The 26,344-nt window shown below is 61.7% G+C and carries 21 protein-coding genes; 5 read left to right on the top strand and 16 right to left on the bottom strand.

Features of this window, described 5'->3' with window-relative positions; all coding sequences use genetic code 11:
- Positions 1 to 2: 2 nt before the first annotated feature.
- The 14 genes from PspR84_RS10745 to PspR84_RS10680 all read right to left on the bottom strand — a co-directional run bounded on the left by PspR84_RS10745 (position 3) and on the right by PspR84_RS10680 (position 19,230).
- Positions 3 to 1,850, bottom strand: coding sequence for a secretin N-terminal domain-containing protein (locus PspR84_RS10745; protein WP_160057227.1), 1,848 nt, complete (start codon positions 1,848 to 1,850; stop codon positions 3 to 5).
- Positions 1,847 to 2,359, bottom strand: a complete 513-nt coding sequence (locus PspR84_RS10740; protein WP_095047573.1) for a hypothetical protein — start codon at positions 2,357 to 2,359, stop codon at positions 1,847 to 1,849. The genes PspR84_RS10745 and PspR84_RS10740 overlap by 4 nt, the downstream gene beginning before the upstream one ends.
- Positions 2,359 to 2,907, bottom strand: a complete 549-nt coding sequence (locus PspR84_RS10735; RefSeq protein WP_160057226.1) for a GspMb/PilO family protein — start codon at positions 2,905 to 2,907, stop codon at positions 2,359 to 2,361. The genes PspR84_RS10740 and PspR84_RS10735 overlap by 1 nt, the downstream gene beginning before the upstream one ends.
- Positions 2,894 to 3,439, bottom strand: a complete 546-nt coding sequence (locus PspR84_RS10730; protein ID WP_160057225.1) for a PilN domain-containing protein — start codon at positions 3,437 to 3,439, stop codon at positions 2,894 to 2,896. Before PspR84_RS10730 ends, PspR84_RS10735 begins: the two co-directional genes overlap by 14 nt.
- Position 3,440: 1 nt before the next feature.
- Positions 3,441 to 4,244, bottom strand: a complete 804-nt coding sequence (locus PspR84_RS10725) for a hypothetical protein (RefSeq protein WP_160057224.1) — start codon at positions 4,242 to 4,244, stop codon at positions 3,441 to 3,443.
- Entirely contained in the window at positions 4,225 to 5,931 is a 1,707-nt protein-coding gene (locus PspR84_RS10720) for a GspE/PulE family protein (protein ID WP_160057223.1), read from the bottom strand. Before PspR84_RS10720 ends, PspR84_RS10725 begins: the two co-directional genes overlap by 20 nt.
- An 81-nt stretch (positions 5,932 to 6,012) precedes the next feature.
- Positions 6,013 to 6,543, bottom strand: a complete 531-nt coding sequence (locus PspR84_RS10715) for a response regulator (RefSeq protein WP_160057222.1) — start codon at positions 6,541 to 6,543, stop codon at positions 6,013 to 6,015.
- 219 nt (positions 6,544 to 6,762) lie between these two features.
- Positions 6,763 to 7,524: a SurA N-terminal domain-containing protein gene (locus PspR84_RS10710; protein WP_160057221.1), complete on the bottom strand. Its 762-nt coding sequence runs from the start codon at positions 7,522 to 7,524 to the stop codon at positions 6,763 to 6,765.
- 15 nt (positions 7,525 to 7,539) lie between these two features.
- On the bottom strand, positions 7,540 to 9,090 hold the full coding sequence (locus PspR84_RS10705; protein ID WP_160057220.1) for an ABC transporter substrate-binding protein: 1,551 nt from the start codon (positions 9,088 to 9,090) through the stop codon (positions 7,540 to 7,542).
- Between the two features lie 9 nt (positions 9,091 to 9,099).
- A complete protein-coding gene (locus tag PspR84_RS10700; RefSeq protein ID WP_122597808.1) occupies positions 9,100 to 9,720 on the bottom strand; it encodes an SCO family protein in 621 nt (206 codons plus the stop codon).
- The gene (locus tag PspR84_RS10695; protein WP_160057219.1) at positions 9,717 to 10,367 is read right to left on the bottom strand and encodes an SCO family protein; all 651 of its coding nucleotides are present in this window, start codon (positions 10,365 to 10,367) and stop codon (positions 9,717 to 9,719) included. The genes PspR84_RS10700 and PspR84_RS10695 overlap by 4 nt, the downstream gene beginning before the upstream one ends.
- A gap of 14 nt (positions 10,368 to 10,381) precedes the next feature.
- Entirely contained in the window at positions 10,382 to 12,304 is a 1,923-nt protein-coding gene (locus PspR84_RS10690) for a cytochrome D1 domain-containing protein (RefSeq protein WP_160057218.1), read from the bottom strand.
- Between the two features lie 281 nt (positions 12,305 to 12,585).
- Positions 12,586 to 18,420 (bottom strand): manganese-oxidizing multicopper oxidase MnxG, encoded by a 5,835-nt coding sequence (gene mnxG / locus PspR84_RS10685; protein WP_160057217.1) that lies wholly within the window; start codon positions 18,418 to 18,420, stop codon positions 12,586 to 12,588.
- Positions 18,421 to 18,621: 201 nt separating this feature from the next.
- Positions 18,622 to 19,230, bottom strand: a complete 609-nt coding sequence (locus tag PspR84_RS10680) for a lytic transglycosylase domain-containing protein (protein ID WP_160057216.1) — start codon at positions 19,228 to 19,230, stop codon at positions 18,622 to 18,624.
- Between the two features lie 205 nt (positions 19,231 to 19,435).
- On the opposite strand from PspR84_RS10680, the gene gspG reads away from it, so the two are divergent.
- The 3 genes from gspG to PspR84_RS10665 all read left to right on the top strand — a co-directional run bounded on the left by gspG (position 19,436) and on the right by PspR84_RS10665 (position 21,578).
- Positions 19,436 to 19,864 carry a type II secretion system major pseudopilin GspG gene (gspG, locus tag PspR84_RS10675; RefSeq protein ID WP_160057215.1) on the top strand — a complete coding sequence of 143 codons (429 nt, stop codon included), beginning with the start codon at positions 19,436 to 19,438 and terminating at the stop codon, positions 19,862 to 19,864.
- Between the two features lie 14 nt (positions 19,865 to 19,878).
- Positions 19,879 to 21,066 carry a type II secretion system F family protein gene (locus tag PspR84_RS10670; RefSeq protein ID WP_160057214.1) on the top strand — a complete coding sequence of 396 codons (1,188 nt, stop codon included), beginning with the start codon at positions 19,879 to 19,881 and terminating at the stop codon, positions 21,064 to 21,066.
- 74 nt (positions 21,067 to 21,140) lie between these two features.
- Positions 21,141 to 21,578 (top strand): hypothetical protein, encoded by a 438-nt coding sequence (locus PspR84_RS10665; protein WP_160057213.1) that lies wholly within the window; start codon positions 21,141 to 21,143, stop codon positions 21,576 to 21,578.
- 170 nt (positions 21,579 to 21,748) lie between these two features.
- On the opposite strand, the gene PspR84_RS10660 is transcribed toward PspR84_RS10665, so the two are convergent.
- Complete coding sequence (locus PspR84_RS10660; protein WP_160057212.1) at positions 21,749 to 22,648, bottom strand: LysR family transcriptional regulator; 900 nt, start codon at positions 22,646 to 22,648, stop codon at positions 21,749 to 21,751.
- 138 nt (positions 22,649 to 22,786) lie between these two features.
- Here PspR84_RS10660 and PspR84_RS10655 point away from each other — a divergent pair, with 138 nt between their 5' ends.
- Together PspR84_RS10655 and PspR84_RS10650 are read left to right on the top strand one after the other, a co-directional pair.
- On the top strand, positions 22,787 to 23,806 hold the full coding sequence (locus PspR84_RS10655; RefSeq protein WP_160057211.1) for an alpha/beta hydrolase: 1,020 nt from the start codon (positions 22,787 to 22,789) through the stop codon (positions 23,804 to 23,806).
- 108 nt (positions 23,807 to 23,914) lie between these two features.
- Entirely contained in the window at positions 23,915 to 25,342 is a 1,428-nt protein-coding gene (locus PspR84_RS10650) for a mechanosensitive ion channel family protein (protein WP_160057210.1), read from the top strand.
- 313 nt (positions 25,343 to 25,655) lie between these two features.
- On the opposite strand, the gene ycaC is transcribed toward PspR84_RS10650, so the two are convergent.
- Entirely contained in the window at positions 25,656 to 26,279 is a 624-nt protein-coding gene (ycaC, locus tag PspR84_RS10645; RefSeq protein WP_007913541.1) for an isochorismate family cysteine hydrolase YcaC, read from the bottom strand.
- Positions 26,280 to 26,344: the final 65 nt, after the last annotated feature.

The following is a 26,344-nucleotide window of genomic DNA, read 5'->3' as shown; positions in this document are numbered from 1 at the left end:
GATCAAGGCTTCTCGACAGTGACGCGGGTGGTGGCCACGGCCGATTCACCGACTGCACGCGGCTGCGCGGCAGGCGATGGCATCACGTAACTCTGCGAACGATCCGGTGCCTGGATGTGCATGCTGGTTTCAGTGCCGGTGGAGAACTCCATGTCCGACGGGCTCTGGTACGGCAAGTTGCGCACGATCCGTGGGGTGATCGACAGCACCAGTTCGGATTTGCCGACGGTGTCCTTGTTGCTGCCGAACAAGCGGCCAATCCCGGGAATGTCGCCGAGGCCGGGAATCTTGTTGCCGGTGGCGCCGTGGTCGTTGCGCATCAGGCCGGCGAGGATCTGCGTTTCGCCGTCATGCAGGCGCAGCGAGGTTTGTGCGTTGCGGGTGTCGACCTGCACCGGGATCGTGCCCTGACGGGTCGGCTCCAGCGGCGTCGCATTACTGACTTCGAGGGCAATCTTGATCGCCACTTCGTTGTTCAGGTGCACGGTCGGTTGCACTTCGAGCTTCAGACCGACGTCGAGGTAAGTGACGCTTTCAGTGATCACCGGGCCTTGCGTCGACGGCACCGACGTGGCGCTGATGATCGGCACGCGCTGACCGATGTGGATCCGTGCCTGCTCGCGGTTGCTGACGCGAATCACCGGGCTGGCCAGGGTGTTGATGTCGTTGTCCTGGGCGTTGATCTTGGCTTGCGGTGACGGTGAAATCGAAATCCGGCTGGAGTTGATGCCTTTCAGTTGATCAAGCAGGGTCACCGCCGAACCGTCGCTGTTGACCACGCCGAAGGTGTTCGGCCATTGCAGGCCGAGGTCGAGAATGCGCTGGGTGGCGACTTCCATCACTTCCACTTCGAGCACCACTTCCGGGTTGGACTGGTCTTGCGACTGCAGAAGTTTTTCGGCCATGCGCACGGCGTCTTCGGTGTCGCGCATGGTCAGGGTGTTGAGGCGTTCATCAACGAACACGTCGCGGGTCTTGAGCATGGTTTTGACCATGTTCAGCGCGGTGTTGGCGTCGATGCTGGTCAAGTAGAAGGTGCGCATCACCAATTCCTGGTAATCCTTCACTTTCTGCGGCGAGTCCGGGTAGATCAGCAAGGTGTTTTCGTTCACCACTTTCTGGTGCAACTGGTTCTGTTGCAGCAGCAGGGTCACCGCATCTTCGATGCGCACGTCACGCACGAAGATCGTGGCTTTCATGTCCGGGCGCAGGTCTTTGTCGAAAATGAAATTGAGCCCGGCGACCTGCGACAGCACCTCGAAAATGGTCTTGAGGTTGGCGTCGCGAAATTCCAAAGTCACTGGCCGATCTAGCTTGGTGCGCAGTTGCGGATAGGCAATCACGTTGCGGCTCTGCACCAGACGAATGTTGCCTTGCAGCTCCAGCGCACCCTCGTTGTTCGGGTCGAGTTCGAGGATCTGTTTGACCTGGCGATCAGCGCCGTAGATGTCGCCGCGACGCAGGTCGCCACGGGCCAGTTCCAGTTTTTCGTCCATGCTGCGCAGGTAATCCATCTGCTTCAGGGCATCCTGAGCGCGGCGGTTGTTCGGCTCGATGGTCAGCGCGCGGTTGTAGGCCACCCGTGCCGAAGCAAAGTCGCGGCGCGAACGGTCAGTGTCGCCAGTCGTCAGCAACGCCGTGATCGCCTTGGCCCGACCGCTGTTGAGCAACAGATGCAGTTCGGTGTCCCGTGGGTTTTCGCGCAGGCCTTCTTCGATTCGGGCCAGACCCGCCTCGTACTGACCCTGTTCAATCAGGTCGGCGGCCTCCTTGTTCGCCACTTGTGCAGAACTGCACGCGGCCAGCCCGGCGCACAGGCCCAGGCTCATCAGCAAACGGCAACGGTTCATTGCGTACTCCCCACAGACAGGGTCTGCGACAAATGCAAGGGCAGGTAGACCAGACTCAGTTCCAGATCGGAAATGCCGGTGATCTTCCAGGTGTCGTCGATCACATCCCCGTTGCGCACGACGTAGATCTTTTCGCCGTTCTGCAAAAACACTTGCAGGTCGCTGCGGTCATGCAGCCTGCCGACGAACTGAAACGGCACCGGTGGCAGGCTCGGGGCTTGCACCACTGTTGCTGGATTGATGGCCATTTCGGTGACCGTGGCCAGGGTTGGCGCGGCCTTCCAGGATTTGGCCGCGAACAGGTCGCCGGCCGGGCTCAGGTCCTTGATCGGGGCGTCTTTAGCCTTGGCGGTGCTGGCCGGCAGCGCGCCTCGGGTCTTCCCCGGCGTAGCGACAGCCACTTCGTTCGAGTCGGCGTCTTCGCTCGGCGAGAAATATTCCGGCAACCACGCCAGCGCGGCCGCTACGCCGAAGAACGCCAACCAACCTGTCACGCGTTTGGTATTCATCACGACCTCGACAGGTAAAGGGTCATACGGATCCGGCCATTGAGGTCGGTGTCGCCAATCTTCTTGCGTTGCAACTCGAGGTCTTCCACCACCACCGCCGGCAACTGACCGAGCAAGGCATGCAGAAAGCGGCGCAGTTGCGGGTAGCTGCCGCGCACTGGCAGGAGGATCTGATAGCGCGCCAGATGGGTTTTAGGGTCGACGCCGAGGGCGTATTCGCCGCGAGCCAAGGTGATGTGCTCCTGGGCTGCGAGGGCGTAGATGCGGTCGATGGCGACGGTGGCTTGCGGCTGCGTCGGCAGTTTGTTGCGGAAGTCGTCGAGCTGACGCTGCGGCACCACCGGCGGCGCGATGCTGCCGTCTTCAACCTTGGCCAGATACGAGGTGGCTTCCTGAGTCTGTTGGCTGATGTGCTGCAACGATTGCCAGCCCGGCAGTAAACCGCCGAGTGCCCAAGCCACGGCGACCAGCAGCAGCGCCAGTCCGGCGAGGCCCGGAATGCCAAGGCCTTGCAGGTATTCGTGGACGATCAGTCTAGGGATTCGCATCGCCAATCTCCCAAGTCGCCGACAGGTTGAATTGCACCGGTTGTTCCGGCGATTTGACGACGATTTCATGGCTCAGCAGCGACACGTCGGACAGCTCGTCGCTGGCTTCCAGCCGTTTGTGGAAGTCGAGCATCGCTTGCAGATCCCGTGCTTCGGCGCTGATCCGTACCTGGCCTTTGCGCGCATCCGGGGTCAGGGTCAGCAGCGCGACGTCATCGCGCGGCATCGCTTCGAGCATGGCGAACAGGCGTTCCCACGGCCGGCGCAGTTGCTGCGAGACCTTGCGCATTTCGGCGAGGTTTGCCGCTTGCTCGCGGATTTGCGCCGGGCTCAGGGTTGACTTGGCGCCGCTGTCACCGTTGAGCTGACGCTGGGTGGTTTGCAGGTGGCCCTGTTGCTGTTCGGTGTGCGCGTCGAGGTGCTGTTGCACGCCGAAGCACAGCGCCGCCAACAACACACCGCCGCCAAGCAGGCTCCAACCCAACGGGCCGGAACGGGGACGCGGTTGAAAATCCAGATTCAGGGCGCGCATATCAGGCCACCGCCCGGGACATGACGTACAAGCCGTCACGCACGTTCATCGAGGCGTCTTCAAGGGTGCGCAGTTGCACCCCCGCCACGTCCGGATGCGCATCGAGGCGCGCCGGGGCATGCAGATAAACGTTGAAGGCGCGTTCACTGGTCGAGGCTTGCAGCTGCCGCTCGCGACCGATCAGGGCATTCAACGCGCCATCGCTGTCGCTGCCGCCCACTGAGCGCACACCGGCCCAGCGCCCTTCCCTCGCCAGCAACAACACGCTGCGTTGCGGCTCGGCGACGACGAAGAGGAAGTCGCCGGCATCGAGGCTTTTGTCGAAGCGGTTGAACGCCGTCATCAGGTACGGCTGCACCGAGCGCAGGCGCAAACCGCGACCGTTGACCAGCGCGCGCAGACGTTCAAGCAAGTCTTGCGGCAAGGCGCTGGCAATGCGGTCGTAACCGGCAGGCTCGGCGGACAGCACCAGACTCCAGGCTTGGCTTGGCGCTCCGAACAGGTCTTCGAAACACAGTTGGGCGAAACCACGCAGTTCTTCAGGGCTGCTGATCTGCGCGCTCCACGGCACCAGGCAGAAGCGGCTGAAGTGCCCGGAGATGACCACACTCAATTCGGCACCGGCGCGAGCGTGTTCACCGAGCAGGCGATCGAGGGTATCCAGCGCCACCGCGTAGCTCTGGAAGCCTTCGTCGATGTAACCGACGCTGCCCAGCCACAGGGTGTCGCTGCCACGCCGCTGACCGAGGCCAACACCGCTGGCGCCGAGCACGGCGACAAAACGCTCACGAGATAAAAGTGACACGATTGATCTCCTCCAGCGTGGTGCGACCTTGTTCCACCAGTTCCAGCGCCGATTCACGCAGCAGGCGCAAACCTCGGGCACAGGCCAGGGCTTTGATTTGTTTGATCGGTTGGCGCTCGACGATCATCTGGCGCAGCTCGTCGTCGAGGTGCAGCAGTTCGGCAATCGCCGTGCGCCCGCGGTAACCGCTGCCCCGGCAGTGGCCGCAGCCCTTGCCATGAACGAAGTGGTAATGGTCGACTTTCTGTGGATCGAGGCCTGAGGCGCGCAGCTCTTCATCGCTTGGATTGACCGGCGCGCTGCAACTGGCGCAGACCAGACGGATCAGGCGCTGGGCAAGAATCGCGTTGAGCGCCGAGACCAGGCTATAGGGGTCGATTTCCATTTGGGTGAAGCGGCCAATCACGTCAAAGACGTTGTTGGCGTGGATGGTGGTGAACACCAAGTGACCGGTGAGCGCCGATTGCACAGCGATCTGCGCGGTGTCCGGGTCACGGATCTCGCCGACCATGATCTTGTCCGGGTCGTGGCGCAGGATCGAGCGCAGGCCTCGGGCGAAGGTCAGGCCTTTTTTCTCGTTGACCGGGATTTGCAGTACCCCCGGCAATTGATATTCGACCGGGTCTTCGATGGTGATGATCTTGTCCACGCCGTGGTTGATCTCGGTGATCATCGCGTACAGCGTGGTGGTCTTGCCGCTGCCGGTCGGGCCGGTGACCAGGACCATGCCGTAGGGTTCAGCGGCGAGGCGGCGCAACTGGCGCAGGGTTTCGTCTTCAAAGCCCAGCGCCTGCAATTGCACGCCGCAGACCTTGTCGGCGAGATCCTGTTTGTCGAGTACACGCAGCACCGCGTCTTCGCCAAAAATGCTCGGCATGATCGACACGCGAAAGTCGATCTGACGGCCACTGATGCCGATCTTGAAGCGTCCGTCCTGCGGCACACGCTTCTCGCCGATGTCCAGTTCAGCCATGACCTTGACCCGCGAGATCACCTGTTCGGCGAACTCGTTGCCCTGGACTTTGCTGATGTTGTTGAGCACGCCGTCGATACGGTACTTGATTACCAGACCGTGGCCGGTGGTGCCGAGGTGAATGTCGCTGGCGTGCATTTTCAGCGCGTCGTAGAGGGTCGAGTTGACCAGTTTCACCACGCTGCTGGCGTCTTCGCTGATGCTGGTCAGCGACAGGCTTTGCAGGGTGTCGATTTCGCTGTGAGTGTCGCCCTGGGCGTTCAGCGATTCGACGGCGTGGAAGCTTTCTTCGTGGCGGGCCAGATAGGCCTTGAGGTCATCGGCGTGCACCAGATGCAGCGGCGCGCCATGCAGGCAATCGTCGATCCAGGCCAGCCGCGCCGGGTCGAAAGGGTCGGCGAACACGCCAATGACTTCGTCGTTGTGGCGCAGCAGGATGAATTCACGTTTAAGGCATTGTGCGAGGGTGACGCGGTCGAACACCGGCGTCGCTTGAAACAGGCTGTCGGTGTCGAGCACCGGGTAATGCAGGGTAGCGCCGAGGGTGTGAATGAACGGCATCGGCGCCAATTCACAGAGTACGCCAAGGGCTTCAAGCACGCGTTCGCCGGAGGTGGCGGCCCGCGCCCGGGCCTGAGCAAGCTGTTCACTGGAAAAGCGCGCGGGGGCGCTTTCGGCCAACAGCGGTTCGACGACAACGGACAGACGTTCCATAGCTTGCTCTCCAACCGGGGCTTAGAGCCCTGTCGGCGCGGCAAACCTTGGCGGCAAGTGCCGGAACGTCTGTTCGCGCCATTACTCCCCGGTGAGCATTTGATCGTCGTCCGGTGCCTTGGCGTGCAACTGTCGTCGCCGATCCGCCAACACCCAACTGCCATCGTACAACTGCAACGGGAAGCTCTCGGTCCTGCTCTGGCGTCGTTCGACGAAACCCTCGGAAGGGTTTGCACCGGGTTTCGCTTCGCGCTTGAACCCCAGAAGGTCGCAGACAGCTCGGGCCAGTTCCGCCAAAGGAAACGGTTTGAACAGGATGTGGCTGACCCCCAGTTGCCGCGCCCGCTCACAGACTTCAGCGGTCGGGTGACCCGTTATCAGCACAAAATGGCACGTCCTGTTCTGGCGGACCGCGTCGAGCACCTCAAAGCCTTCCATATCGGGCAAGCGGTAATCGAACACCAGCACGTCGGGGGCAAAGGTTTCGGCCAGGCCGATCGCCGTCGCTCCGTCATGTGCAATCCGGACGTCCAGCCCCTGCGCCGACAGATAATCCTGAAGGTTCTGTGCAAGCAGCTGTTCGTCTTCGACAACCAGTACTTTGTTAACCAAGGTCGACTCCTTGAAACAGCAGGTCCGATGACCCCGCCCTGAGAGTGCGCCTTACCATCGGTAACGCACACTTCATGCCAGGCTGAGTGCCGGTAATTTTACGTCTTCATGTCCTTGAATTTAATGACAATGCCCGCTCGTCCCGGTACCCCGTTCCCCAGAAACGGGGAAGCACCTGAACGGGCATCGAAGCCATTCCCCACTATTGGGGGGGAACCTTCAGTCGTCGTCAATTCGTTCGATCCTGTTCTGCACCCGTAATTGCGCGAGCACCTGACGACGAGCCTGGGTCTGTTGCTGTCGGGCGAGCTGTGCCCTGACTGTGTCCAGCCCCTGTAAATCTGGGACATCGGCGGCCTCCAGGTGGTTCGGCAAATAAATCACATGCCAGCCAAACGGTGAACGCACCGGATCGCTGGCGAACGTGGCCCCGCTTACAATCGAGGCGCGCATTTGCAACAAGCGTAGACGCGCTGCGGCGACTGTGGCTGTATCCGCTTGCGCGGGCACACGGATCAGCAGGTGGCGTGGTTGCAAGGTATTGGCGCGAATCAGTTCGGCGAACATCTGCTGCGCCGCCAGTTCGCGGCGGGTGTACTCGGTGAAGGATGCCTCATCGAAACCGGCGTCCTGCAAGCGCCGGACGAATTTATCCGCGCCGCCGATGGCCATGCGGGTTTGCTCGATTTGCTCGCGCACCACTTGATCGTCAATCTGCACACCGCGTTTTTGCGACTCCTGCCATAGCAGTTCTTTGTCGATCAACGTTTGCAGCGCTGCCTGACGCAGCTCTTTATAGGCCCTGGGGCTACGAATGCTCGCCACGGCGCGACCCTGATCTTCCAGGTATTCGGCGAAGAAGCGCTCAAAGCGAAACCCGGAAATCTCCTCGCCGTTGACTCGCGCCACGGCCGGTTCGTTATTGGCCCACGCCAGCGGCAGCCAACAGGTCAGCAGCATTATCAGCGTTGTGAGCTTCATGATCGGGCCCTCCATTCAGGGGCTGGCAACAATCGGTTTATAAGGCGCGACCAGATAGAAACGCTGATCGGGCAAATCCACGGTGACCACGTGGGCGCCGCTCAAGCCCAAGCGTCGGCCGGGGCCGAAACTCAGGCGCGGGGTCAGGCCGGTGTCGAAGTCGTGCAGGCCTTCCAGCGCCGTCACCAGTTTTTCGCGGCTGGCGTCGCGGCCAGCCTGTTTCATGCCTTCGCTGAGCAGCAACATCGAGGCGTAAGCGCCGACTTGCAGCACGGCGTGCTGGGCGCCAAGGCCCTGGCCTTCGCGCAGCAGTGTCAGGGCCATGCGTCCGGTCTGGGTCCAGTCGCTGGGCACGAACGGATAGGCGAGAAACACCCGCCGGGTGAAGCCGTCGGGCACTTGCAGCAGATCGCCGGCCACTTGGCTTGAAGCGGCGAACAGATACGGCACTTGCCCGGCGCTTTGCAGGCGCGTCGCCAGACGACTGAAACCGCCGCCATTGCCCAGATAAAACACTGATCGCGAGCCCAGCGGCAGTGCATCCGCTGCTGGGTCGTAGGCTTGCAGATGGACTTTTTGCCAGCCGTGATCCTGCAAGTACTGGCCGAGGTTTTGCGCGGCCAGCGTTTGTGCAGGGTCATCGGGATAGGCAATCAGCGTCGGCCCTTGCAGCACGCGCAAACTCACCGTGGCATAGTCGGCCAGGGCGATCAGTTGCTCGCGCAGGCCGGGCAACGGTTCGAAAATCTGTGGACTGGTCTGCAGGGTGCCGAGGATCGACATCGGCCCGATCAGCGGCATGCCGGCCTGTTCCAGACGCGGCCCGAGTTCGCCGTCGAGGGCCGGCGCCAGCGGCGCGATCAGGGCAAACACTTGTTCCTGCTCGATCAAACGCTGCAATGCCTGCTCGGCACTGGCGCGATCCGGACCGGGATCGATCACCGTCAACCGCAACTGGCGGCCGTGAATGCCACCGGCCTGATTGATCCGCGCGACACTGCCGTTGAGTACGGCTGCTACTGTCGCGCCCTCCTCGGCCAAAGGGCCTTGGCTGGGCAGCAAGGTGCCCAGGTGCAGGGTCTCGGCATCGAGGCCCGGGTCGCGCTCATCGGCCAGACGCTTGAGGTACGCGGTGAGATTGCGCTGATCCTTCATCGACAGCAGAAAGCGCGGCATGCTCGGGTCGAGGCGATTGTGGCCGGGGTCGCGGCCCTGCTCGATGACAGTCGCCAGACTGCTTTCGGTGTACGCCGGATAGCTGCGCCCGTTGACCTGTTGCTGACCGTAGGTGCTGGTCAGTCGCGCCCAGTTCAGGGGCGGCGGACGCACCCCGCCTTCCGGTCGCCCGAGGCCATCGGCGCCGTGGCAATTGGCGCACGGCAGGCTGGTTGCCGGCAGCAACATATCCGCCGCGCCAACCCGCGCCATGATCGCTTCGCCGCTAGCTGACAGGCCTTGGCGGTACAGGCGCTTGCCTGCCGCTTCCTCCGAAGTCAGCGGCGCAGCACTCGCGCCAAGGCTGACGCCAGCGAGCAGGATCAGGGCGAGTACATCGCTCAGGTTCATGGCGCGGACTCAGCGGCCAGCCACGGGCATTGTCAGCAACTGCAAGCGCTGGGCAATGGCGGCGGCCGGGGCGTCGGGGCGGATTTTGCTCCAGCGTTTATTGGCGACATCGCCGACGATCAACTGTGTGGAATGCTGTTCGGGAGTCGGCACGATCTGGCCGATGCGGCTCAATACCAGGTCCATCTGCGCCTTGTCGCCGGTAAGAAAAAGCCAATGAGGGTCATCGGAACCCTGCTTCAAGGTGTAAGCCTTGAGCACCGCCGGCGTATCGCGCAACGGGTCACTGGTAAGGGAAATAAAGGTGATGTCCTGCGCCTTGTCACCGAGCAACTCGCGCACTTCCTTGAGCTTTTGGGTGATCAGCGGACAGGCGTCGTTGCAACTGGTGAAGATCACGTTGAGCAGGACTATGCGGTTTTGCAGCGCATCGCTGTAGAAGCGCAGGGTCTCGCCATTCTGATCCTGCAACGGCGTGTCGGTGAACCAGGTTTTCGCATCGTGAGTGCCTTTGGCCGGGGCGGCAGCCACAGCGGCTGGCGGCTCAGAGACGTGGCCTTCGTGGGCGAGCGCGACGTTACCAAGAATCCAGAAGCACACGGTCAGGGAGATCCAGTCGAGCAGTCTCATGGCTGTTGCTCCATGGCGATGGCGGTGTGTTTGGCGTGGGTGCGCAGGCCGCTGAGTTTTTCCACTTCCTTGGCCAGCAGCGCCGGATCAGTGAAGCCGTAGTAGCGCATCCAGTGGCGGCTGTCGCCGTCGCCGACGAGGATCAGCGGTTGATGACTTTTCAGGTCGCCACTGAAACTGCCAAGGCCCTTGAGGGTTTCATTGATCGACTGTGGTGAACCGGTCAGCCAGCTCCAGCCCGGCCCGCGCTGGAAGGTACGGGCATAATCCTGCAGGCGTTTCGGGTCGTCGCGCTGCGGGTCGATGCTGATTGAGACCAACTGCACTTCTTCGCCGACCCGCGCGCCGAGCTGCTTCTGCACCTTGCCCATGATCGACGAAACCACCGGGCACACCGTGGTGCAACTGGTGTAGATAAAGCTCATGACGACGATTTTTCCCTTCACCAGGTCTTGTTCGAGGCGTACGGTTTTACCGTTCTGGTCGAGCAACGGCACATTGGCGAATTTCACCTGGGCATGTTCCTGGGTGTTGCTGGCCGGGGCTTTGTGACCGGCGTGTTCGTCGGCCGAATGAGCGTGGACTTGTTGAATGCCAAGGCTCAACAGGCACAGGGTCAGCAGGCCAGTGGATGCAAATCGGTTCATGTCGAAACTCCTCTTCAACGGGCCTGGCCGGGGGCGACCCGAACACTGGCAAAGGACTTGTCATCGAAACCGGCACCCAGCGATGCCGCACGCACATGCAGATACCAGGCGCCGCTGCGGTCGAGGGTGATTGGCGCTTCGTATACGCCATCGGCGACTTCCAGCGCCGCCACTTCGCGGGGGTGCGAGGTGGGCGCGAGGTAGTAGCGCAGTTGCACGTCTTTGACGCCGCTGCGCTGGGTTTTGTCTTTGCCTTGGACGATGCGGAAACGCACGACGTAAGGGTCGTTGAGTGCCACGGCAGTCTTGTCGAGGAGGAACTCGACTTTCGGCTGGCCGAGGTGTTTTTGCGGTTTGCCGTCAGGATCAATCTGCGCGGTAAAGCAGTGAATGATGTTCGGCTGGTTGAGCAGGAACGCCACGTCGAAGCGCCCTGCTGCCGGCAGTTTTACCCGGGCGCTGTAGAGCCCCGGCGAGACTTCGCGCAGGCTGCGATCGATAACCATGACGGCGCGGGCGATCTGGCCACGGTTGGGGTAACCGGACATCGGCGCGTTCATGCCTTCGGCGTAGAAATAGGTGGTGTTGTCGACCGGATTGACCACGAACACCGCGTTGTCGTCACGCGACACCGCGAGGCTTGAGGCCAGCGGCAAATCCCCGGCCAGGCGCGGCGCTTGCGGGCCGGCCTCGAAGCCTTGACTGATCGGTTGGCGGCCCTCTCCGAGGGAGGACAGGTTGATCATGGTGACTTTTGGTGAAGCGAGTCCGCGGATATAGGCGTAGGCCTGGGTAAACACCACTTGGTAGGGTTCGGCGCTGACGTCGAGGTCGTGGATCGCGCTGTTGGTGGAGGCGTCGATAACCGTGGCGCGGTTTTCCACGGTGTTGAGCACTACACCGAAGCGGCCGTCGGCGCTGAAGCCCATCGGGCCGAGGCCTTGTTGCAGTTTGATCACCCGGCGGATGGCGTGGGTGCTGGCGTCGATCACGCTCACGGTGCCGTCCTTGCCATCGGCCACGTAGACCGCGCCGGACAGCGGCGAATAGGCGACTGACAACGGATGGGAGCCGGTCTTGATCTGCTGGACGATGGTCAGGCTGGCGATGTCGATCACGCTGACGGTGCCGTCGTCGCGATTGCTGACGAAGGCGTAGCGGCTGTCTTTGCTGAAGCTGATTTCGTGGTGGCCGCGTCCGGTATTCAGATGTTTGAGGGCTTTTAGGCTTTGCGTGTCGATCACCGTCACGCCGGAGTCCTCGGCTTTGCTCGCGTTGTTGCCGACCCACAGTAGACGTTCATCGGGTTGCAGCGCCACGCGCACCGGTTGGCTGCCGGCCTTGATCGAATCGAGAACCTTGAATTGCTCGCTGTCGATAACGGCCACTTCGCCGGCGGTCGGCATCGAGACGAACACGCGTTTGTTGTCTTTGGGCGTGACCCAATCCATCGGCGGTTGTTTGAGTTCGATCCGTGCGAGGGTGCTGGTGATGCCGCCGACCGAGACCGACGGATCGACCACGGCGATGCTGGCGTCACGGTTCATCACCAGCAGGAAATAGCTGTTGAGGTCGAGTAACGGCCGCGCGCCGATGTTGGATTTGAGGAACACGCCGACCCGGGCTTTGCAGCTCTGGTCGCGGCCCTGGGCCTGATCGGCGGCGAGGGTCTGCGGATCGACCCAGGCGCCCGGCGCCACGCCGGACAGAGGCTGGCCGGAGGCGCTGTCAGTGACGCGGAACTGCACATCGGCGAATTCGCCTTCGCGCAGCTTGCCGTCGACGGCCAGTGGCTTGAGGTTGAAGTCCACCGCCACTCCGTCACGATTGAGCGTCTGATCGCCAGCGGTTTGCGCCAGCGCAATCTCACTCAGCGTCAGCACCGCCCCGGCCATGGCCAGCGAGCAAATACCAATGATGTTGATGATCCTGTTCATCTAACTCTCCCCTACCTCTTCACCTGGCAAAACACCGTCCCTCATGTGGGAGCGAGCCTGCTCGCGAAAGCGTCTTCAGCCTCACCCTCACAAACCGAGTTGCCCCCATTCGCGAGCAAGCTCGCTCCCACAAGGGATTTGCATTCCTACCGCATCCTCACTGCCCACCACCGGCCCCTGTAGGCCTTCGCCTGCCTGCGATGGCGTCATCCGCCTCACCATCCGAAACCGAGTTGCCCCAATCGCGAGCAGGCTCACTCCTACAAGGCTCTTCGTTGTGCCTACTGGCTTGGCGGCGCCGGCTCCGGTTCGTTGGTCACGCGCAGCAGTCCCCATAAACCGGAGGTGTTGCCGTAGGCGGCGTAGTCGCGGAACAGGTAATCCCCCGGGATCGCATTGCTGCCGCCAGCGCTCGGAATCATGAAGCTGAAGTGCGCAGCCGGCAGGATGCTTTCGTGGGCGCCGATGTACATCGACATCGGGTTGTAGCCGAAGCGCACCGAGCCTACGCCCGGCGACCCCATCGGATAACCACCGACATCGCTCTTCTCGGCCTGGAACGGGTTCACCGACCAGACATGCCCGTCGAGCTGGAACGTGGTGCCACGACTGCCACCGCTCGGCATCAGAATATGCGTGCGGAACGGTTGCCCCGGTTTGGCATACAGCACAGGCGTCTGCGGATCACCGCCGACCAGCGCATTGCTGTAAGCCATGTGCGCGTTGACCATGTCGCCGTAACCCGCGCCGTCGGCATGACCAAACGGTGCGTCCGGGGCGAGGCCGAAGCGATACCACAGCGGTTCGGTCTTGTAGTTGATCGCCATGCTCGAGTTGTCCTGCGGATCAGTCGGCACGCCGAAGCCTTCGGCGGCAATTCCTTCCACTGGCCGGCCATTGGCCCAACGGGTGTTCAACGCCTTGTGCCAGACCATCGCAAAATCGCGGTAGCTGGTTTGCCCAGGCGCCGTAACCGTGGCGTTGACCTTGCGTGCATCATCAACCCAGGTCGCGCCGATCGGCAGAATGCTCATCGCCCCACCGAGGCCTTTTTGCGGCTGCTTGATCACGTCCGCCGGGGTGATGTTCAAGCCGCCGAACTCCACCGCCGTGGCGTTGATGTTGTCGACGCTGCGGCCCAGTTGAGTCACCGGTTTGCCTTCACGCTCCAGATGCCCGGCGTAGTACTGATAGGTACGGGTCGGGTACGCGCCGCTGTTGCCAACACGCGGTGGCACGGTCTGGATCGGGTTGGCGCCGACGTTGGCACCGTCGGATTTGGTGATGTCGTAGGCCAGCAATTGCGCGTGCAGGCCGACGTGGCTGGACGGCCGCATCAGGTTGTTACTGAAGGTGGTCGAACCCAGACCGCTGTTGCGATCACGCTTGACCATGCCTTGCATCACCGCCGTCTGGGTCAGGTCAGGCATCACGCTCGGCAGACGGTTTTCCAGAGTGATATTGATGCAATCCCCTGCGGCTGCACGCAACACCAGCGGTTCGACCGGGATTCCGGGTTTGAGCTTGCCACTGACCGGATCGAGATCGGATTTACGCACATACAGAATCGCGGTCGGGTCATGCAACGGCCCGCTCTGCCCGCCGATGGTGATGGTTTCGCCATCCTCCGGGTCGGTCACTGTGACTTGTGGAATGCTCACCGTGCGCGAGTTCAGCACCAAGGTGCCACCCGCCGGATTCAGCGGCCCGCCGACATGCTGGCCGAGCCCTTCGGGATCGCCGATGGTCAGGCCCAGCGTATTGCCGAGGATGTCATTGGCCAGCGCCGCGACCACTTCATAGTTGCGCTGCACAGTGGGCCGGGTGCCAATGCCGTTAGGGTTGGCGCCATAGCGCGGGCAACTGCCCTCGAACGCTACGGTGTTGCGCATGCCCGCCGGGCTCGGGTTGTTCGGGATGGCGAACAGGTCGGCGCGTTTGGCGGTGTAGTTGCGCATCACGCCCCAGATACCGCTCCAGTAGCCTTCGATCGAAGCGTCCATCGAGTACAGATAATCGCCCGTGGTCGCCGCCGAACTGGAGAGCATCGACACCGGCGCAATGAAGCCCATCTGCTCGGAGATGCCGATCATCTGCGACGCGCGCCAGCCGGAGTTGGAGCTGTTACCGAAGCCGGAACCGCTCTGCAGCCACTTCACACCGTGCAGGGTGACGTTGTGCTCTTCTTCATGGCCGCCGGCATGCACCCGCAGCCGCACATTGTCGCCAGTATAGGTGCGCAGCATCGGCGTGAACGGGTCACCCGGTTCGGCGCCGCCCTTGTTGATGTGCGGCGGAAACAGCGTAGTGCCGCCGGTTGGGCCGGTCGCTGAGGTGAGCAGATTCGGCGCCAGGTTCATCGCCGGGATCGCCCGGTCGGTGCGGCTTTGCATGGCGAACGACAGATCGCCACCGAGGCCATCAGCCTGCATGCCGCGCTTGCCATCCGGACCGACCTTGTTCGGGTCGTACACGCGCAGCGCCAGTGGCTCGTTGCGATAGTTGACGACGAACATCCCAGGATCATCCACCGAAATCGCCTGCGGACATGGCCGGCTCGGGCAGCCAGGGACCTGACCGCCCTGCACTTCCAGTACGCCTTCAAGCAAGTTGCTGGCGTTGTTGCGCACCGGCGGGTTGATCGCGTAGCGGAAGCTGTCGGCGGTGGCCGGGAACGCCTGCGCATTCGGCACACCGTTAGGACCCGCTCCCACATAGACGCCAGCTTCATAGGCGTGCTGGAAGTCGCTGTATTCGAGGAAGAACTCGCGGAAGCTGTCGTTCTTGCCGTCGCCATCGAGGTCGCCGGTGTTGATCACTGCTTGCCACGAGGTCGGCCCACCGTCCTGACGCGCGCCGCTATAGAGAGGCTCGCCGGTTTCGGCGTGGAACCAGGTCGAACCGGCCGGCTCAGCAAGCACAGTCGCGTACAGACCAATCTGTTGGTGCGTCGATGGGCCTAAGTGGTCGTGGGTGAAGATCGTGCCGAGGCCGCGATCGACGCCTTTGGCATTGACCACCGGATCGACGAACCAGCGCTGCATCGCCGTGCGCGCACCGAGCCAATCGGCGCGGCCGTACTGGCCGAAGAACGGATGGTTCTTGGCTTTCGGGCAGGCCTGGGTGCCGTCGCGCGGGTCAGTACCGGCGCATTGATTGAACTCGCGGATCGCGTGAATGCGTTCCTGCACCGCGCCGGGCGAGAGCACACCGTCTTCATAATTCCAGCCGTTGGACGAGCCGTCCGCCGAGGTCAGATCCCATTTCGGCAAGTGGATGTGCTGGCCGATCACGTCGGTTGGCGTACGCACCTGATAGTCGTCCATCTCATAGGTGGCCGGCACCAGGTTGGTTTGCTGGTATTGCACGCAATCGAAGGTGTTCATGCGCATCACCAGCGGCTCTGGCGGACGTTGCTTGGTGATCACCGGCCAGGCGTCTTCCCACAGCGCCAGAATGCGCGCCTGCGGGAAGTGGTAACCGACCTTGTTGTACACCGCGTCGAACTGAATGTTGGCGGCTTTGTAGATGCGTGGGCGGTCGGCGGTGAAGCTCGAGGCGCCGACGAAGGACATGCCGTCGATGCGTTCACCGCTGGCGAATTCACCGCTACCGGCGCTGGCGGTCAGGCGTTTTTGCCGGTCATCCATGCACGGTTCGTAATACGGTGCGCCGGCCATCGGCAAGGCACCGTTGGTGCGAAACGCCTTGGCCACCACTTGATTGCCGGGCAGCAAGGCATAACTTGGATGGTCTTTTTTCGCGTGGAAGGCCATCGCCGCTTGTTCGACTTCGGTGCCTTCTTCCGGCAGGTAAATCGGTTTGGCGCGGGTGACTTCCTTGGAGAAATCCAGTGAAGTGGTGACGGTGTGCGCCTCGCCACCGGCCGCGACGCCGTCGAGTGCGTGCCGTTGCAAGCCGCCATCCCAACCGCCGGACTGCGCCGGGTCAAGGTTGGCCCACAGCGCTTTGCCGCTGGCCTTGAGCGCTTGCGCGGTGGCGGCGTCGAGCATGTCCAGTGGCGGAGTTGGCGGGCGCTGGCCGACCGAACTTTCCATGCCGCCGATCCAGAATGGGTAGCCAGGGTTTTTCAGACTGCCGTCGGCATTGCGGTTGGCTTCGCTGCGATCGACCAGCGCCAGCGAGCCGATGGCTTGACCGCCGGCGTTGCCGCCATGGTGCTCGCCGTCATCATCGCCCTCTTCTTCGTCATCGTCGTCATCATTGCCGGCGATCAGGGTTTCACCGATTTTCGGCACCACCACGACTTTGCCCGGCATTGGCGCCATGGCTTTGCCCGGCAGCGGCACGATGGCCGGAATTGGCGTACCGGCGACGATTTCGCCATCGGGCAAGGCCCGTGCGCCCGCCGCCGGTTTGCCACTGCGCAAGGCAAACGGTTCGCTGTGATAGCCATCGGCGCCCTGCTGCGAAACATCAAGTCGAGTGCCTTCTTCGAAGACATCGTGCACCCGCCACATGGCCCACATGCCCTGGGCGAAGTGCGGATAGAAATGGCAGTGATAGATCGCATCACCGGCAACGCGGTTGCGGTTGCCCGAACCACCGTTGGCGATTTCATAGGTATAACCGGCGCCCGGCCCGATGCCCTGGGCGTCGACGTAATCGGAGTTGTCGTCGTTGGGGTTGAACAACCACTGATGGCCGTGCAGGTGAAAGATGTGCTGCTCGTGGCCATTGTGGGTATTGCGGAATTTGACGAAGTCACCGATGTAGCTGTGGTTGACGTTCGACGGCTCCGACGGATACAGCGCCATGGTGGCTTTCACGCCGATCTGATCGGCGCGCGGTATCTGGCCGGGGGCGATGTTCTCAAGCCCGGTGTTGGCCGGCACATCCACCAGCATTGCCACATCACCAACCGTGTGCGAGCTGAGGAAGAATTCTTCATAGGCGCACGACAGGCAGTCGTGCATCGGCCCCACGCCCAAGCGGTTGGCGACCACTTCGGCCCCCATGCCGCCGGAGCCATAGTTAATCATGAACGAGTCGCGGGTCGGCTCCAGCACATGGGCCATCACCGGGTCGGCCCAATACGCCGGGAACGCTTGAGTGGCAGCGGTTTCATCCTGGAATTGCGAGGCGAAATCGCGGAACGCTTCGAGGCGGTTGGGGATTGCCGGGTTGCGTTTGCCCACCGACTCCAGCGGATAAGTGCTGGATGGGAAACTGCCGTCGGCGTTGCTGCCCATGACAATCGCATCGCTCTCGCTGGAAATGATTTCATTGCCGTCGACCATGCCGATGATCGGCGTACCAGCCTTGCCTTCGCGCAACCACGGTTCGCGTTGTGGGTAACGCGCCTGGTAATCAACGATCGGTTGGCCGGTGGGTGCGCGGCCAGTCGTGGCCAGACGCATTTCTTCTTCGGTGAGGGTATTGCGATAGGTGCGACCGCCCTTGGGCAGCACGACGACCTGGCCGAACAGACCGTTGGCAACGTTGCCGGCCGCGCCCTCGCCGCCAAACGTTGCGCCACGGCTGCTCACGGCAAACGCGCCTTCACGTTCGGCGTACAAGGTGTAAGAACGACTGGCGCCCGGTGGCACCAGCGTATTGGCGTTCCGCCCCGTGAACGAGGAAATGTCATCGATGCTGTTCACCGCTTGCAGGCCGTTGACCTGGAAACCGACGTGACGGTCGGCGACCTGCTCGTCGACTTTGAAGTCTTCGGCGCCGTTGGTGTTCTCGGCCCCCTCCTCTTCGCCCTCGTTTTCAAAGTGCTTGTTCGGGTTGGCCTGATAGTCGAGCAGGTTCTGCAGATTGATCGTCAGGCAATCGCCGGCAGCCACACGCAGCACCAGCGGCCGTGGACGCTTGTCCGGGCGCAGCGAAACTTTGCCTGGCACTGCGGCGCCGCCGTAAGCCAGTGACTGCTCATGTTCATCGACCACATCGCGGCGCAGGGCGAACATCATGCCGTTGATGTTCTGCGCGCCGAGGCGGTTGAACATCAGTGGCTGATCGAAGGCGACGACGTTGGCCACCAGGTTGCGCTCGCAACGTACGGCCGCGCCGGCCAGCTCGACGCTGAGCATCGAGGCCAGAATCAGCAGCCAGTTAATCAGGGACGGAGCGTGAGGAAAGCCAGCCATGATCAGTAACCTCGTAGTGGGTGCTCTTGGGAACACTTCTCGACAAATGCCTCGGAGCAATCCGCGTGCCACAAAAAATTGCATTAGCGTTCAATCAGTTACTGCGGCCACTTGAGAATCCGGGGGATATTCCCCACCCGTTTTCCCCACTTTTCGGGCCTCCACGGTTTACCCCGAAAGTGGGGAAAACCGGGTTGGGGGTCACAACGGCGCGTCCATCGCCAGGCCCTGCAAACGCCGGTACTGACGCAACACATTCGGTACATAACGCTGGGTTTCGGCGAACGGCGGAATCACCCGGCCACGGCTGAGCACCGCGTCTGGCCCGGCGTTGTAGGCCGCCACGGCGAGAGCAATGTCGTTGTCGAACAGGGTCATCAGGCGCTTGAGGTATCTGGCCCCACCCTGGATGTTGGCCTTGGGGTCGTAGACGTCAGTGACGCCCAGCTCCCGTGCGGTGTCGGGCATCAACTGCATCAGCCCGCCGGCGCCTTTGGCCGATGTCGCGCCGGGGTTGTAATGCGACTCGGCGTTAATCACTGCATGCAGCAACGCCTCGGGTAATTGATTGACCTTGGCTGCCGCTGAGACAAGTTCCGCGTAGGGCTGGTTGGCGATCATTTGTGGCTGTTGATCGAGGCTGGCCACAGGCATTTCAGCCTCGTGGATCACCCGTTCGTAAGTGCGTCCGGGCCGGTGAACGTTGGACAGTACATAGCTGCCCTTGGCGTCCACCGAGATGAACACATCGGCCTGCGCGGCGCCGCTGAGCAGCACACAACCGAGCAATCCGCTGGCGATAATTTTCATGTCGGGCCTCCCCGGATCGACCCCGATAAATTGGGGGAAATGCCCCAATGGCCGATCACGTTTGAGCCATACGCAAGCACTGTGCCGACTCTGGAGATGCCCGGATTACAAGGGTTTCAGCAAATCCAGTGATTTTCAGTTGGGCTGAGCATGGCAATTGCATAAGCCCTTCTGGCGACACGGCTGCCACTCACGGGAGGTCATCATGAAGCTGCAATTTCGTCCGCGTGACCAACGCGGTTTTACCCTGCTCGAATTGCTCGTGGTGCTGGTGGTGCTCGGCCTGTTGGCCGGGATCGTCGCGCCGAAATACTTCGCCCAACTCGGTCGCTCCGAAGTGAAAGTGGCCAAGGCGCAGATCGAAGGGCTGAGCAAGGCGCTGGATATCTATCGACTGGAGGTCGGCCATTACCCATCCACCGAACAGGGCTTGCAGGCCTTGGTCACCGCACCGAGCGACGAGGCGAAATGGACCGGCCCGTACTTGCAGAAAAAACTGCCGCAGGATCCGTGGGGACGTAATTACGCCTACCGCTATCCCGGCGAAAACAGCGAGTACGACTTGTTGTCGATGGGCAAGGACGGCCAGCCCGGCGGCGAAGGTGAAAACGCCGAAGTGACCAATTGGCAGTGAGCGGAGCGCGGCCCATGCGATTTCATGTGAAAGCGGTCGGCAAGGCTGGGGTGGTGTCCTTGAGCGTGGAGGCACCGGGCGACAGCGAGGCGCGGCGGATTGCCGAGGATCAGGGCTTGCGTGTGCTCAGCTCGCACGCCGACAAGCATTGGCGCTCGCTGAAACTGCGCCAGCGCGAGACCTTCAATCTGGTGTTGTTCAGCCAAGAACTGACCACGTTGCTCAACGCCGGTCTGCCGCTGATCGATGCGCTGGAAAGCCTCGCCGAAAAAGAAACTGCTCCCGCTGCCAGGAAAACCTTGAGTGAGCTGGTGCGCCTGCTGTACGAGGGCAAATCCTTTTCGCAGGCGTTGGGCCAGTTGTCGGCGGTGTTCCCGCCGTTGTACGTGGCGCTGGTGCAGTCCAGCGAGAAGACCGGCGCGGTCGGCGATGCACTGGGCCGTTACGTCAGTTATCGCCAGCGCATGGACGAGGTGCGGCAGAAGATCATCAGCGCGTCGATCTACCCGATGCTGTTGCTGATAGTCGGCGGTGGTGTGGTGCTGTTCTTGATGGGGTATGTGGTACCGCGCTTCAGTCTGGTCTTTGAAGGGTTGGGCAATAACCTGCCGTGGCTGTCGCAAGTCTTGATGAGCAGCGGCATGTTTCTACATGCGCATCAGGCCGAGTTTTTCGGTGGGCTGGCGGCGCTGGTCATCGCTCTCGCCGTACTGCAAAAACAACCGGCGTTTCGCCGTGGACTGGATCGGCTGGTGGAGAAACTGCCGGCCGTGCATCAACGGATTTTCATGTATGAACTAGCGCGGTTTTATCGCTCGCTGGGGATTCTGCTGCAAGGCGGGATTCCGCTGGTGACGGCCATGGCCATGGTGCGCGGTTTGCTCACCGTGGCTTCACGGGTGCGGCTGGATCAGGCCTGCGAGCGGGTGCGCGAGGGGCAGTCGTTGTCCACCGCGCTGGAACTCAATCACCTGGTGACCCCGGTGTCCCTGCGCCTGCTGCGCGCCGGCGAACAGTCCGGCAACCTCGGGCAGATGATGGAGCGCAGCGCCGATTTCTACGACGAGGAAATCAGCCGCTGGCTCGAATGGTTTGTGAAGCTGTTCGAGCCGCTGCTGATGACGTTTATCGGCCTGCTGATCGGGGTCATCGTGATCCTGATGTACATCCCGATTTTCGAACTGGCTTCGAGTATTCACTGACTCCGGGAACGGGTCCGATCCCTGCAACAACACACTTTTACGTTCCCAACAAAACCACAAAGACGGAGAACGATATGCACATTAAAAAGCTCGTGCTCGCAATGGCCATCGGCGCAGTTCTGTCGGCGTCTGCGGTACTCGTTCCAGATAGCTTGTCCGGGGTGTCCAGTGCTTATGCCAAGGATGGGGGGAGCGGTGGTGGAGGTGGCGGCGGTAGTGGTGGTGGAAGCGGAAGCGGCGGCGGCAGTCACGGCGGCGGAGGCAACAGCGGCAGTGGCGGAGGCGGTGGCAGCAACAGTGGCCACAGCGGCAGCGACCACGGCTCGGGACACTCGGGTGACAGCGCCTCATCCGGTCGCAACGGCACCCATGCTGAAGCGGGAGATGACCATGGCGTCCACCGCGCTGGTGAAGTCGGTGATGACCACGGGGTCCACCGCGCGGGCGAAGTCGGCGATGATCGTGGCGTACATGTCGGCGGAGAGCCGGGCGATGACAAGCGCGCCAACTGATTTTTAGAAGCACCACAAGAGTTTTGTGGCGTACGCAGATTACGCAGACGACCACCATCAATTGTAGGAGTGAGCCTGCTCGCGATAGCGGTCATTCAGACACTGAAGCTGTGACAGACAGAACGCTTTCGCGAGCAGGCTCACTCCTACAGTTTTGATCTGCGTAAGGCTCAGAGAGCGACGTGGCTCTGGTTCAGGCGCTCTCGCAAAAACTCAACCAGCGCCTGCACCGGTCTCGAGGCCTGGCGATGTTGCGGGTAAACGGCTGAAAGCGTCAACGGCTCCGGCCGCAGATCATCTAGCACCGGCACCAACCGGCCATCCTTCAATGCCGCGCCAACGATGAACGTCGGCAAATAGGTAATGCCCATCCCCTGCACTGCCGCGTCCCTGAGCAACTCGCCGTTGTTCACGCGCATGCGCCCGGTGACATTGACCAACACAGGCTTGCCCTGCTCCGCGTTGAAGCGCCACTGCACCGAACGACTATGCCCGTACGGCAAACAGTCATGGCTATGCAGATCTTCAGGCTTGAGTGGCGTGCCGCGCTCGGCGAGGTACGCCGGGCTGGCGCAATACACCCGTTCGATGGATGCAATGCGCCGGGCAATCAGCGTCGAGTCTTCCAGCACGCCAATGCGCAGTGCCAGATCGTAGCCCTCACCGAGCAAATCCACCGGCCGATCACTCAGATCAACCTCAACCGTGACTTCTCGATAGCGCTGCAAGAACAGCGGCAGCAGACACCCCAGATGCGCCACGGCAAACGACAGCGGCGCACTCACGCGAATCGTCCCTCGTGGCTCGGCAGTCTGCCCGGCGATGCCCTGCTCCACTTGCTCGACTTCACCCAACAGGCGCAACGCCGATTCGTAATAACTCTGCCCCAGCGGCGTGACGTCCAGGCGCCGCGTCGAGCGGTTCAACAACCGCACGCCGAGACGCTCCTCCAACTGCATCAACCGACGGCTGACGAACTGCTTGGACAACCCCAATTGATCAGCCGCGGCGGTGAAGCTGCCGGAGTCCATGACCTGGCAAAAAATACGCATGTCTTCGAACGGGTTCATTGTCACTCTCTGGTGGACAGTTAAACGCTTTATAGCCGCTTTTTCACTTCTCGGCACCCTATTAATCTGTGTCCACGGTGTTGAAACCACCCCCCCACAAACTCAACAAACTCAACAAACTCAAAAATGGAATTGAACATGAACATCAAGAAAACCCTGACCGCTTCCCTCCTCGCCCTGTCCATCGGCAACGCTTTCGCCGCTGAAAGCAGCGGTGTCGAACACAACACCCAAGCCTTCCTCAACGCCCTCGCCACCGGCGGTGGCAAACCGCTGGAGCAACTGAGCCCGAAAGACGCCCGTGCAGTGCTGACCGGTGCACAGGCTTCGGTGAAAGTGGATCTGTCGGGAGTTGAAGTCAGCGACAAGGCGATCAAAGCTGATGGCCAGACGATCAACCTGAAAGTCGTGCGTCCGGCCAAGGTCAAAGGCGAGTTGCCGGTGTTCATGTTCTTCCACGGTGGCGGCTGGGTGCTCGGTGATTACCCAACGCACCAGCGCTTGATTCGTGACTTGGTGGTGGGCTCTGGCGCCGTAGCGGTGTACGTCGATTACACGCCGTCCCCGGAAGCGCAGTACCCGACCGCGATCAATCAGGCTTACGCCGCGACCAAATGGGTAGCCGAGCACGGCAAAGATATCGGTGTCGACGGCAAGCGTCTGGCGGTGGCCGGCAACAGCGTCGGCGGCAACATGGCGGCGGTCGTGGCGTTGATGGCCAAGGAACAGAAAGCCCCGGCGCTGCGCTTCCAGTTGCTGATGTGGCCGGTGACCAACGCGCAGTTCGACGACGGTTCGTATCAGCAATTTGCCGAGGGCCACTTCCTCACCAAAGGCATGATGCAGTGGTTCTGGGACAACTACACCACCAACCCGGCCGAACGTGCGCAGATCCACGCCTCGCCGCTCAACGCCAGCGCCGAACAGCTCAAGGGCTTGCCTGCCGCATTGGTGCAGACCGCCGAATTCGACGTGCTGCGTGACGAAGGCGAAGGCTATGCACGGCACCTCGATGCAGCCGGCGTGGCGGTGACCTCGGTGCGTTACAACGGGATGATTCATGACTTTGGCCTGCTCAATCCGTTGAGCCAGATTCCTGAGGTGAAAGCGGCGGTGCGTCAGGCGGCGGCTGAGTTGAAAACCCATCTGAATCCATAACGGCAAAAGATCGCAGCCTTCGGCAGCTCCTACTTGGGAATGCAATTTTCTGTAGGAGCTGCCGCAGGCTGCGATCTTTTTATTGGCAGACATTGCGGAGCTTCGGTCATGACCCTTTTCTACACTCACCTGCTGTCCTGGAGCGCTGCCCTGCTGCTGCTCGACGCTGTGCTCTGGCACTTCTCGCCCTTCACCCATCGCGCCCCGAGAGTCGGTGTGCGGCTGGTGCTGTTTCTCGCGTTCACGGCGCTGGTGATCAACGCCGGCGTCAGTCCGTTGCAGGCACCACAGTTTGTCGATGACCGGGTGGCGCAATTGGGTGCGACGGCGCTGGGCATTCTCTGGTGGCTGTACGCCGCGCGGGTGCTGACCGAAGTTATCGGCCTGGCGCTGATGCGTCGCATCGGCCACAGCGGTCGTTTGCTGCAGGACGTGATCGGCGCCCTGGTGTTTCTGGTCGCAACGGTCGCCGCTGCCGGTTACGTGCTGGAGCTGCCGGTGAAAGGTTTGCTGGCGACCTCCGGCGTGGTCGCCATCGTTGTCGGTCTGGCGCTGCAAAGCACCCTGGCTGACGTGTTTTCCGGGATCGTGCTCAACACCACCAAGCCGTATCAGGTGGATGATTTCGTGGTGATCGACGGCGTCGAAGGCAAGGTCTTCGACATCGACTGGCGCGCTACGCACCTGCTGACCAGCGCCGGGACCATGGCGGTAGTGCCGAACTCGGTCGCGGCCAAGGCGAAGATCGTCAACCTCAGCCGTCCGAACAACATGCATGGCGTGTCGATCAGCATCAAAGTGCCGAATCACATCCGCCCACGTCGGGTACTCGATGCGCTTGATCGCACCTTGCAGGGCAGCAGTTCGCTGTTGCTGACGCCAGCGCCAAAAGCCGTACTGAAAGAGGCCGGCGAAACCATGTCGGAGTACGTCGCCAGCGGTTTCATCGCCGAGCTCGGCAAAAAAAGCGAAGTGCGCAATCAACTGTTCGACCTCGCCCACCGGCATCTTGAAGCAGCAGGCATTTCGCGCCATCCCGACGGCGTGATCGAGCCGTCGACCCGCGCCCGCGCATTGCTCGATGAAGTGAAAGTCTTCCGCTCGCTGAGCAGTGAGGAGCGTGATCGCCTCGCCGAATCGATGGTTGCGCAGCAGTACGCGGCGGGCCAGGTGGTGCTGGATCTGGACGAAGTGCCGGACAGTCTGTTTGTGATTGCTACCGGCGTCGTCAGTGCGACTGTGCCTGACGGTGACAGCAAGGTCGAGGCCGGGCGAATGGGACCGAGTGAGGTCATGGGTGAACAGAGCATTCTGGCCGATACACCGTCGCAGGCGACGTTCACGGCACTGACGTCGAGCATCATTTATCGACTCGACAAGAATCTGACCCGCGAGTGCATGGCGCAGCGCACGGAGGTCGGTCGGGCGTTGAACAAGTTGCAGGCGGTGCGTCAGCAGAACAGTCGCCTCGCGTTGATGGCCAAGCCGGTGGTGGTGAGGAAAGGTGGGTTTTTGGGTTGGTTGCAGAAGCGTTGAAGCGGCAGGATCAAGATCAAAAGCCTCCCCCTCACCCCAGCCCTCTCCCCCAGGGGGGCGAGGGGGAAGGGAGCCGATCTTCATGCGGTTCAAAACTGAAGTTCGGCTCGAAGTTTCAGGTCGGCGTATCTAGAAAACACCTCGGTCAGTGCCCTCTCCCCAAGACATCAAAGGGAAAGGGAGCAGACTGCATGCAATTCAGACCTGAGTTCGGCTCGGTATTGCAGGTCGGCGTACCTCGAAAGAGCCCCTCGGTCAGTCCCCTCTCCCTCCGGGAGAGGGTTAGGGTGAGGGGCTTTTCAGGATCAGCCGATTACTTGGCAGTGAACTTGGTATAGCTGTTGATCAAATTGCGGTAGTTAGGCAGACGCTCCGACAGCAGATGCGCCAGGCCTTCCATGTCGTTGCGCCAGTCACCCTGCAGCTCGCACGCCACCGAGAACCAGTTCAACAGATGAGCACCCGCTGCCGACATCCGCGCCCACGCCGCTTGTTGCACAGTGGTGTTGAAGGTGCCGGACGAGTCGGTCACGACAAACACTTCGTAGCCTTCAGCAATCGCCGACAGCGTCGGGAACGCTACGCAAACGTCCGTCACCACACCGGCGATGATCAGTTGCTTGCGACCGGTGGCCTTGATTGCCTTGACGAAGTCTTCGTTGTCCCAGGCATTGATCTGGCCCGGGCGCTGAATGAACGGCGCGTCCGGGAACTGCTCACGCAACTCAGGCACGATCGGGCCGTTGGGGCCTGCGTCAAAACTGGTGGTCAGGATGGTTGGCAGCTTGAAGAATTTGGCGATGTCGCCCAGCGCCAGCACGTTGTTCTTGAATTCGTTCGGGGTGAAATCCTGTACCAGCGAGATCAGGCCGGTCTGGTGATCGACCAGCAGTACAACCGCATCATCTTTGTTCAGACGTGTGTAAGGAACGCTCATGGGAAAACTCCTGATGGACGGATGGATGAAGCGTTGAGCGCCGACCGGATGGCCGGCGCTTCAGG

This window comes from Pseudomonas sp. R84 (assembly GCF_009834515.1).
Classification (GTDB): Bacteria; Pseudomonadota; Gammaproteobacteria; order Pseudomonadales; family Pseudomonadaceae; genus Aquipseudomonas.
This window is presented reverse-complemented; position numbering and strand designations above follow the sequence as displayed.

Coding starts and splice junctions, on each gene's coding strand:
- PspR84_RS10745 (WP_160057227.1), bottom strand. CDS start 1,850: ATGAACCGTTGCCGTTTGCTGATGAGCCTGGGCCTGTGCGCCGGGCTG.
- PspR84_RS10740 (WP_095047573.1), bottom strand. CDS start 2,359: ATGAATACCAAACGCGTGACAGGTTGGTTGGCGTTCTTCGGCGTAGCG.
- PspR84_RS10735 (WP_160057226.1), bottom strand. CDS start 2,907: ATGCGAATCCCTAGACTGATCGTCCACGAATACCTGCAAGGCCTTGGC.
- PspR84_RS10730 (WP_160057225.1), bottom strand. CDS start 3,439: ATGCGCGCCCTGAATCTGGATTTTCAACCGCGTCCCCGTTCCGGCCCG.
- PspR84_RS10720 (WP_160057223.1), bottom strand. CDS start 5,931: ATGGAACGTCTGTCCGTTGTCGTCGAACCGCTGTTGGCCGAAAGCGCC.
- PspR84_RS10710 (WP_160057221.1), bottom strand. CDS start 7,524: ATGAAGCTCACAACGCTGATAATGCTGCTGACCTGTTGGCTGCCGCTG.
- PspR84_RS10705 (WP_160057220.1), bottom strand. CDS start 9,090: ATGAACCTGAGCGATGTACTCGCCCTGATCCTGCTCGCTGGCGTCAGC.
- PspR84_RS10700 (WP_122597808.1), bottom strand. CDS start 9,720: ATGAGACTGCTCGACTGGATCTCCCTGACCGTGTGCTTCTGGATTCTT.
- PspR84_RS10695 (WP_160057219.1), bottom strand. CDS start 10,367: ATGAACCGATTTGCATCCACTGGCCTGCTGACCCTGTGCCTGTTGAGC.
- PspR84_RS10690 (WP_160057218.1), bottom strand. CDS start 12,304: ATGAACAGGATCATCAACATCATTGGTATTTGCTCGCTGGCCATGGCC.
- mnxG (WP_160057217.1), bottom strand. CDS start 18,420: ATGGCTGGCTTTCCTCACGCTCCGTCCCTGATTAACTGGCTGCTGATT.
- PspR84_RS10680 (WP_160057216.1), bottom strand. CDS start 19,230: ATGAAAATTATCGCCAGCGGATTGCTCGGTTGTGTGCTGCTCAGCGGC.
- gspG (WP_160057215.1), top strand. CDS start 19,436: ATGAAGCTGCAATTTCGTCCGCGTGACCAACGCGGTTTTACCCTGCTC.
- PspR84_RS10670 (WP_160057214.1), top strand. CDS start 19,879: ATGCGATTTCATGTGAAAGCGGTCGGCAAGGCTGGGGTGGTGTCCTTG.
- PspR84_RS10665 (WP_160057213.1), top strand. CDS start 21,141: ATGCACATTAAAAAGCTCGTGCTCGCAATGGCCATCGGCGCAGTTCTG.
- PspR84_RS10660 (WP_160057212.1), bottom strand. CDS start 22,648: ATGAACCCGTTCGAAGACATGCGTATTTTTTGCCAGGTCATGGACTCC.
- PspR84_RS10655 (WP_160057211.1), top strand. CDS start 22,787: ATGAACATCAAGAAAACCCTGACCGCTTCCCTCCTCGCCCTGTCCATC.
- PspR84_RS10650 (WP_160057210.1), top strand. CDS start 23,915: ATGACCCTTTTCTACACTCACCTGCTGTCCTGGAGCGCTGCCCTGCTG.
- ycaC (WP_007913541.1), bottom strand. CDS start 26,279: ATGAGCGTTCCTTACACACGTCTGAACAAAGATGATGCGGTTGTACTG.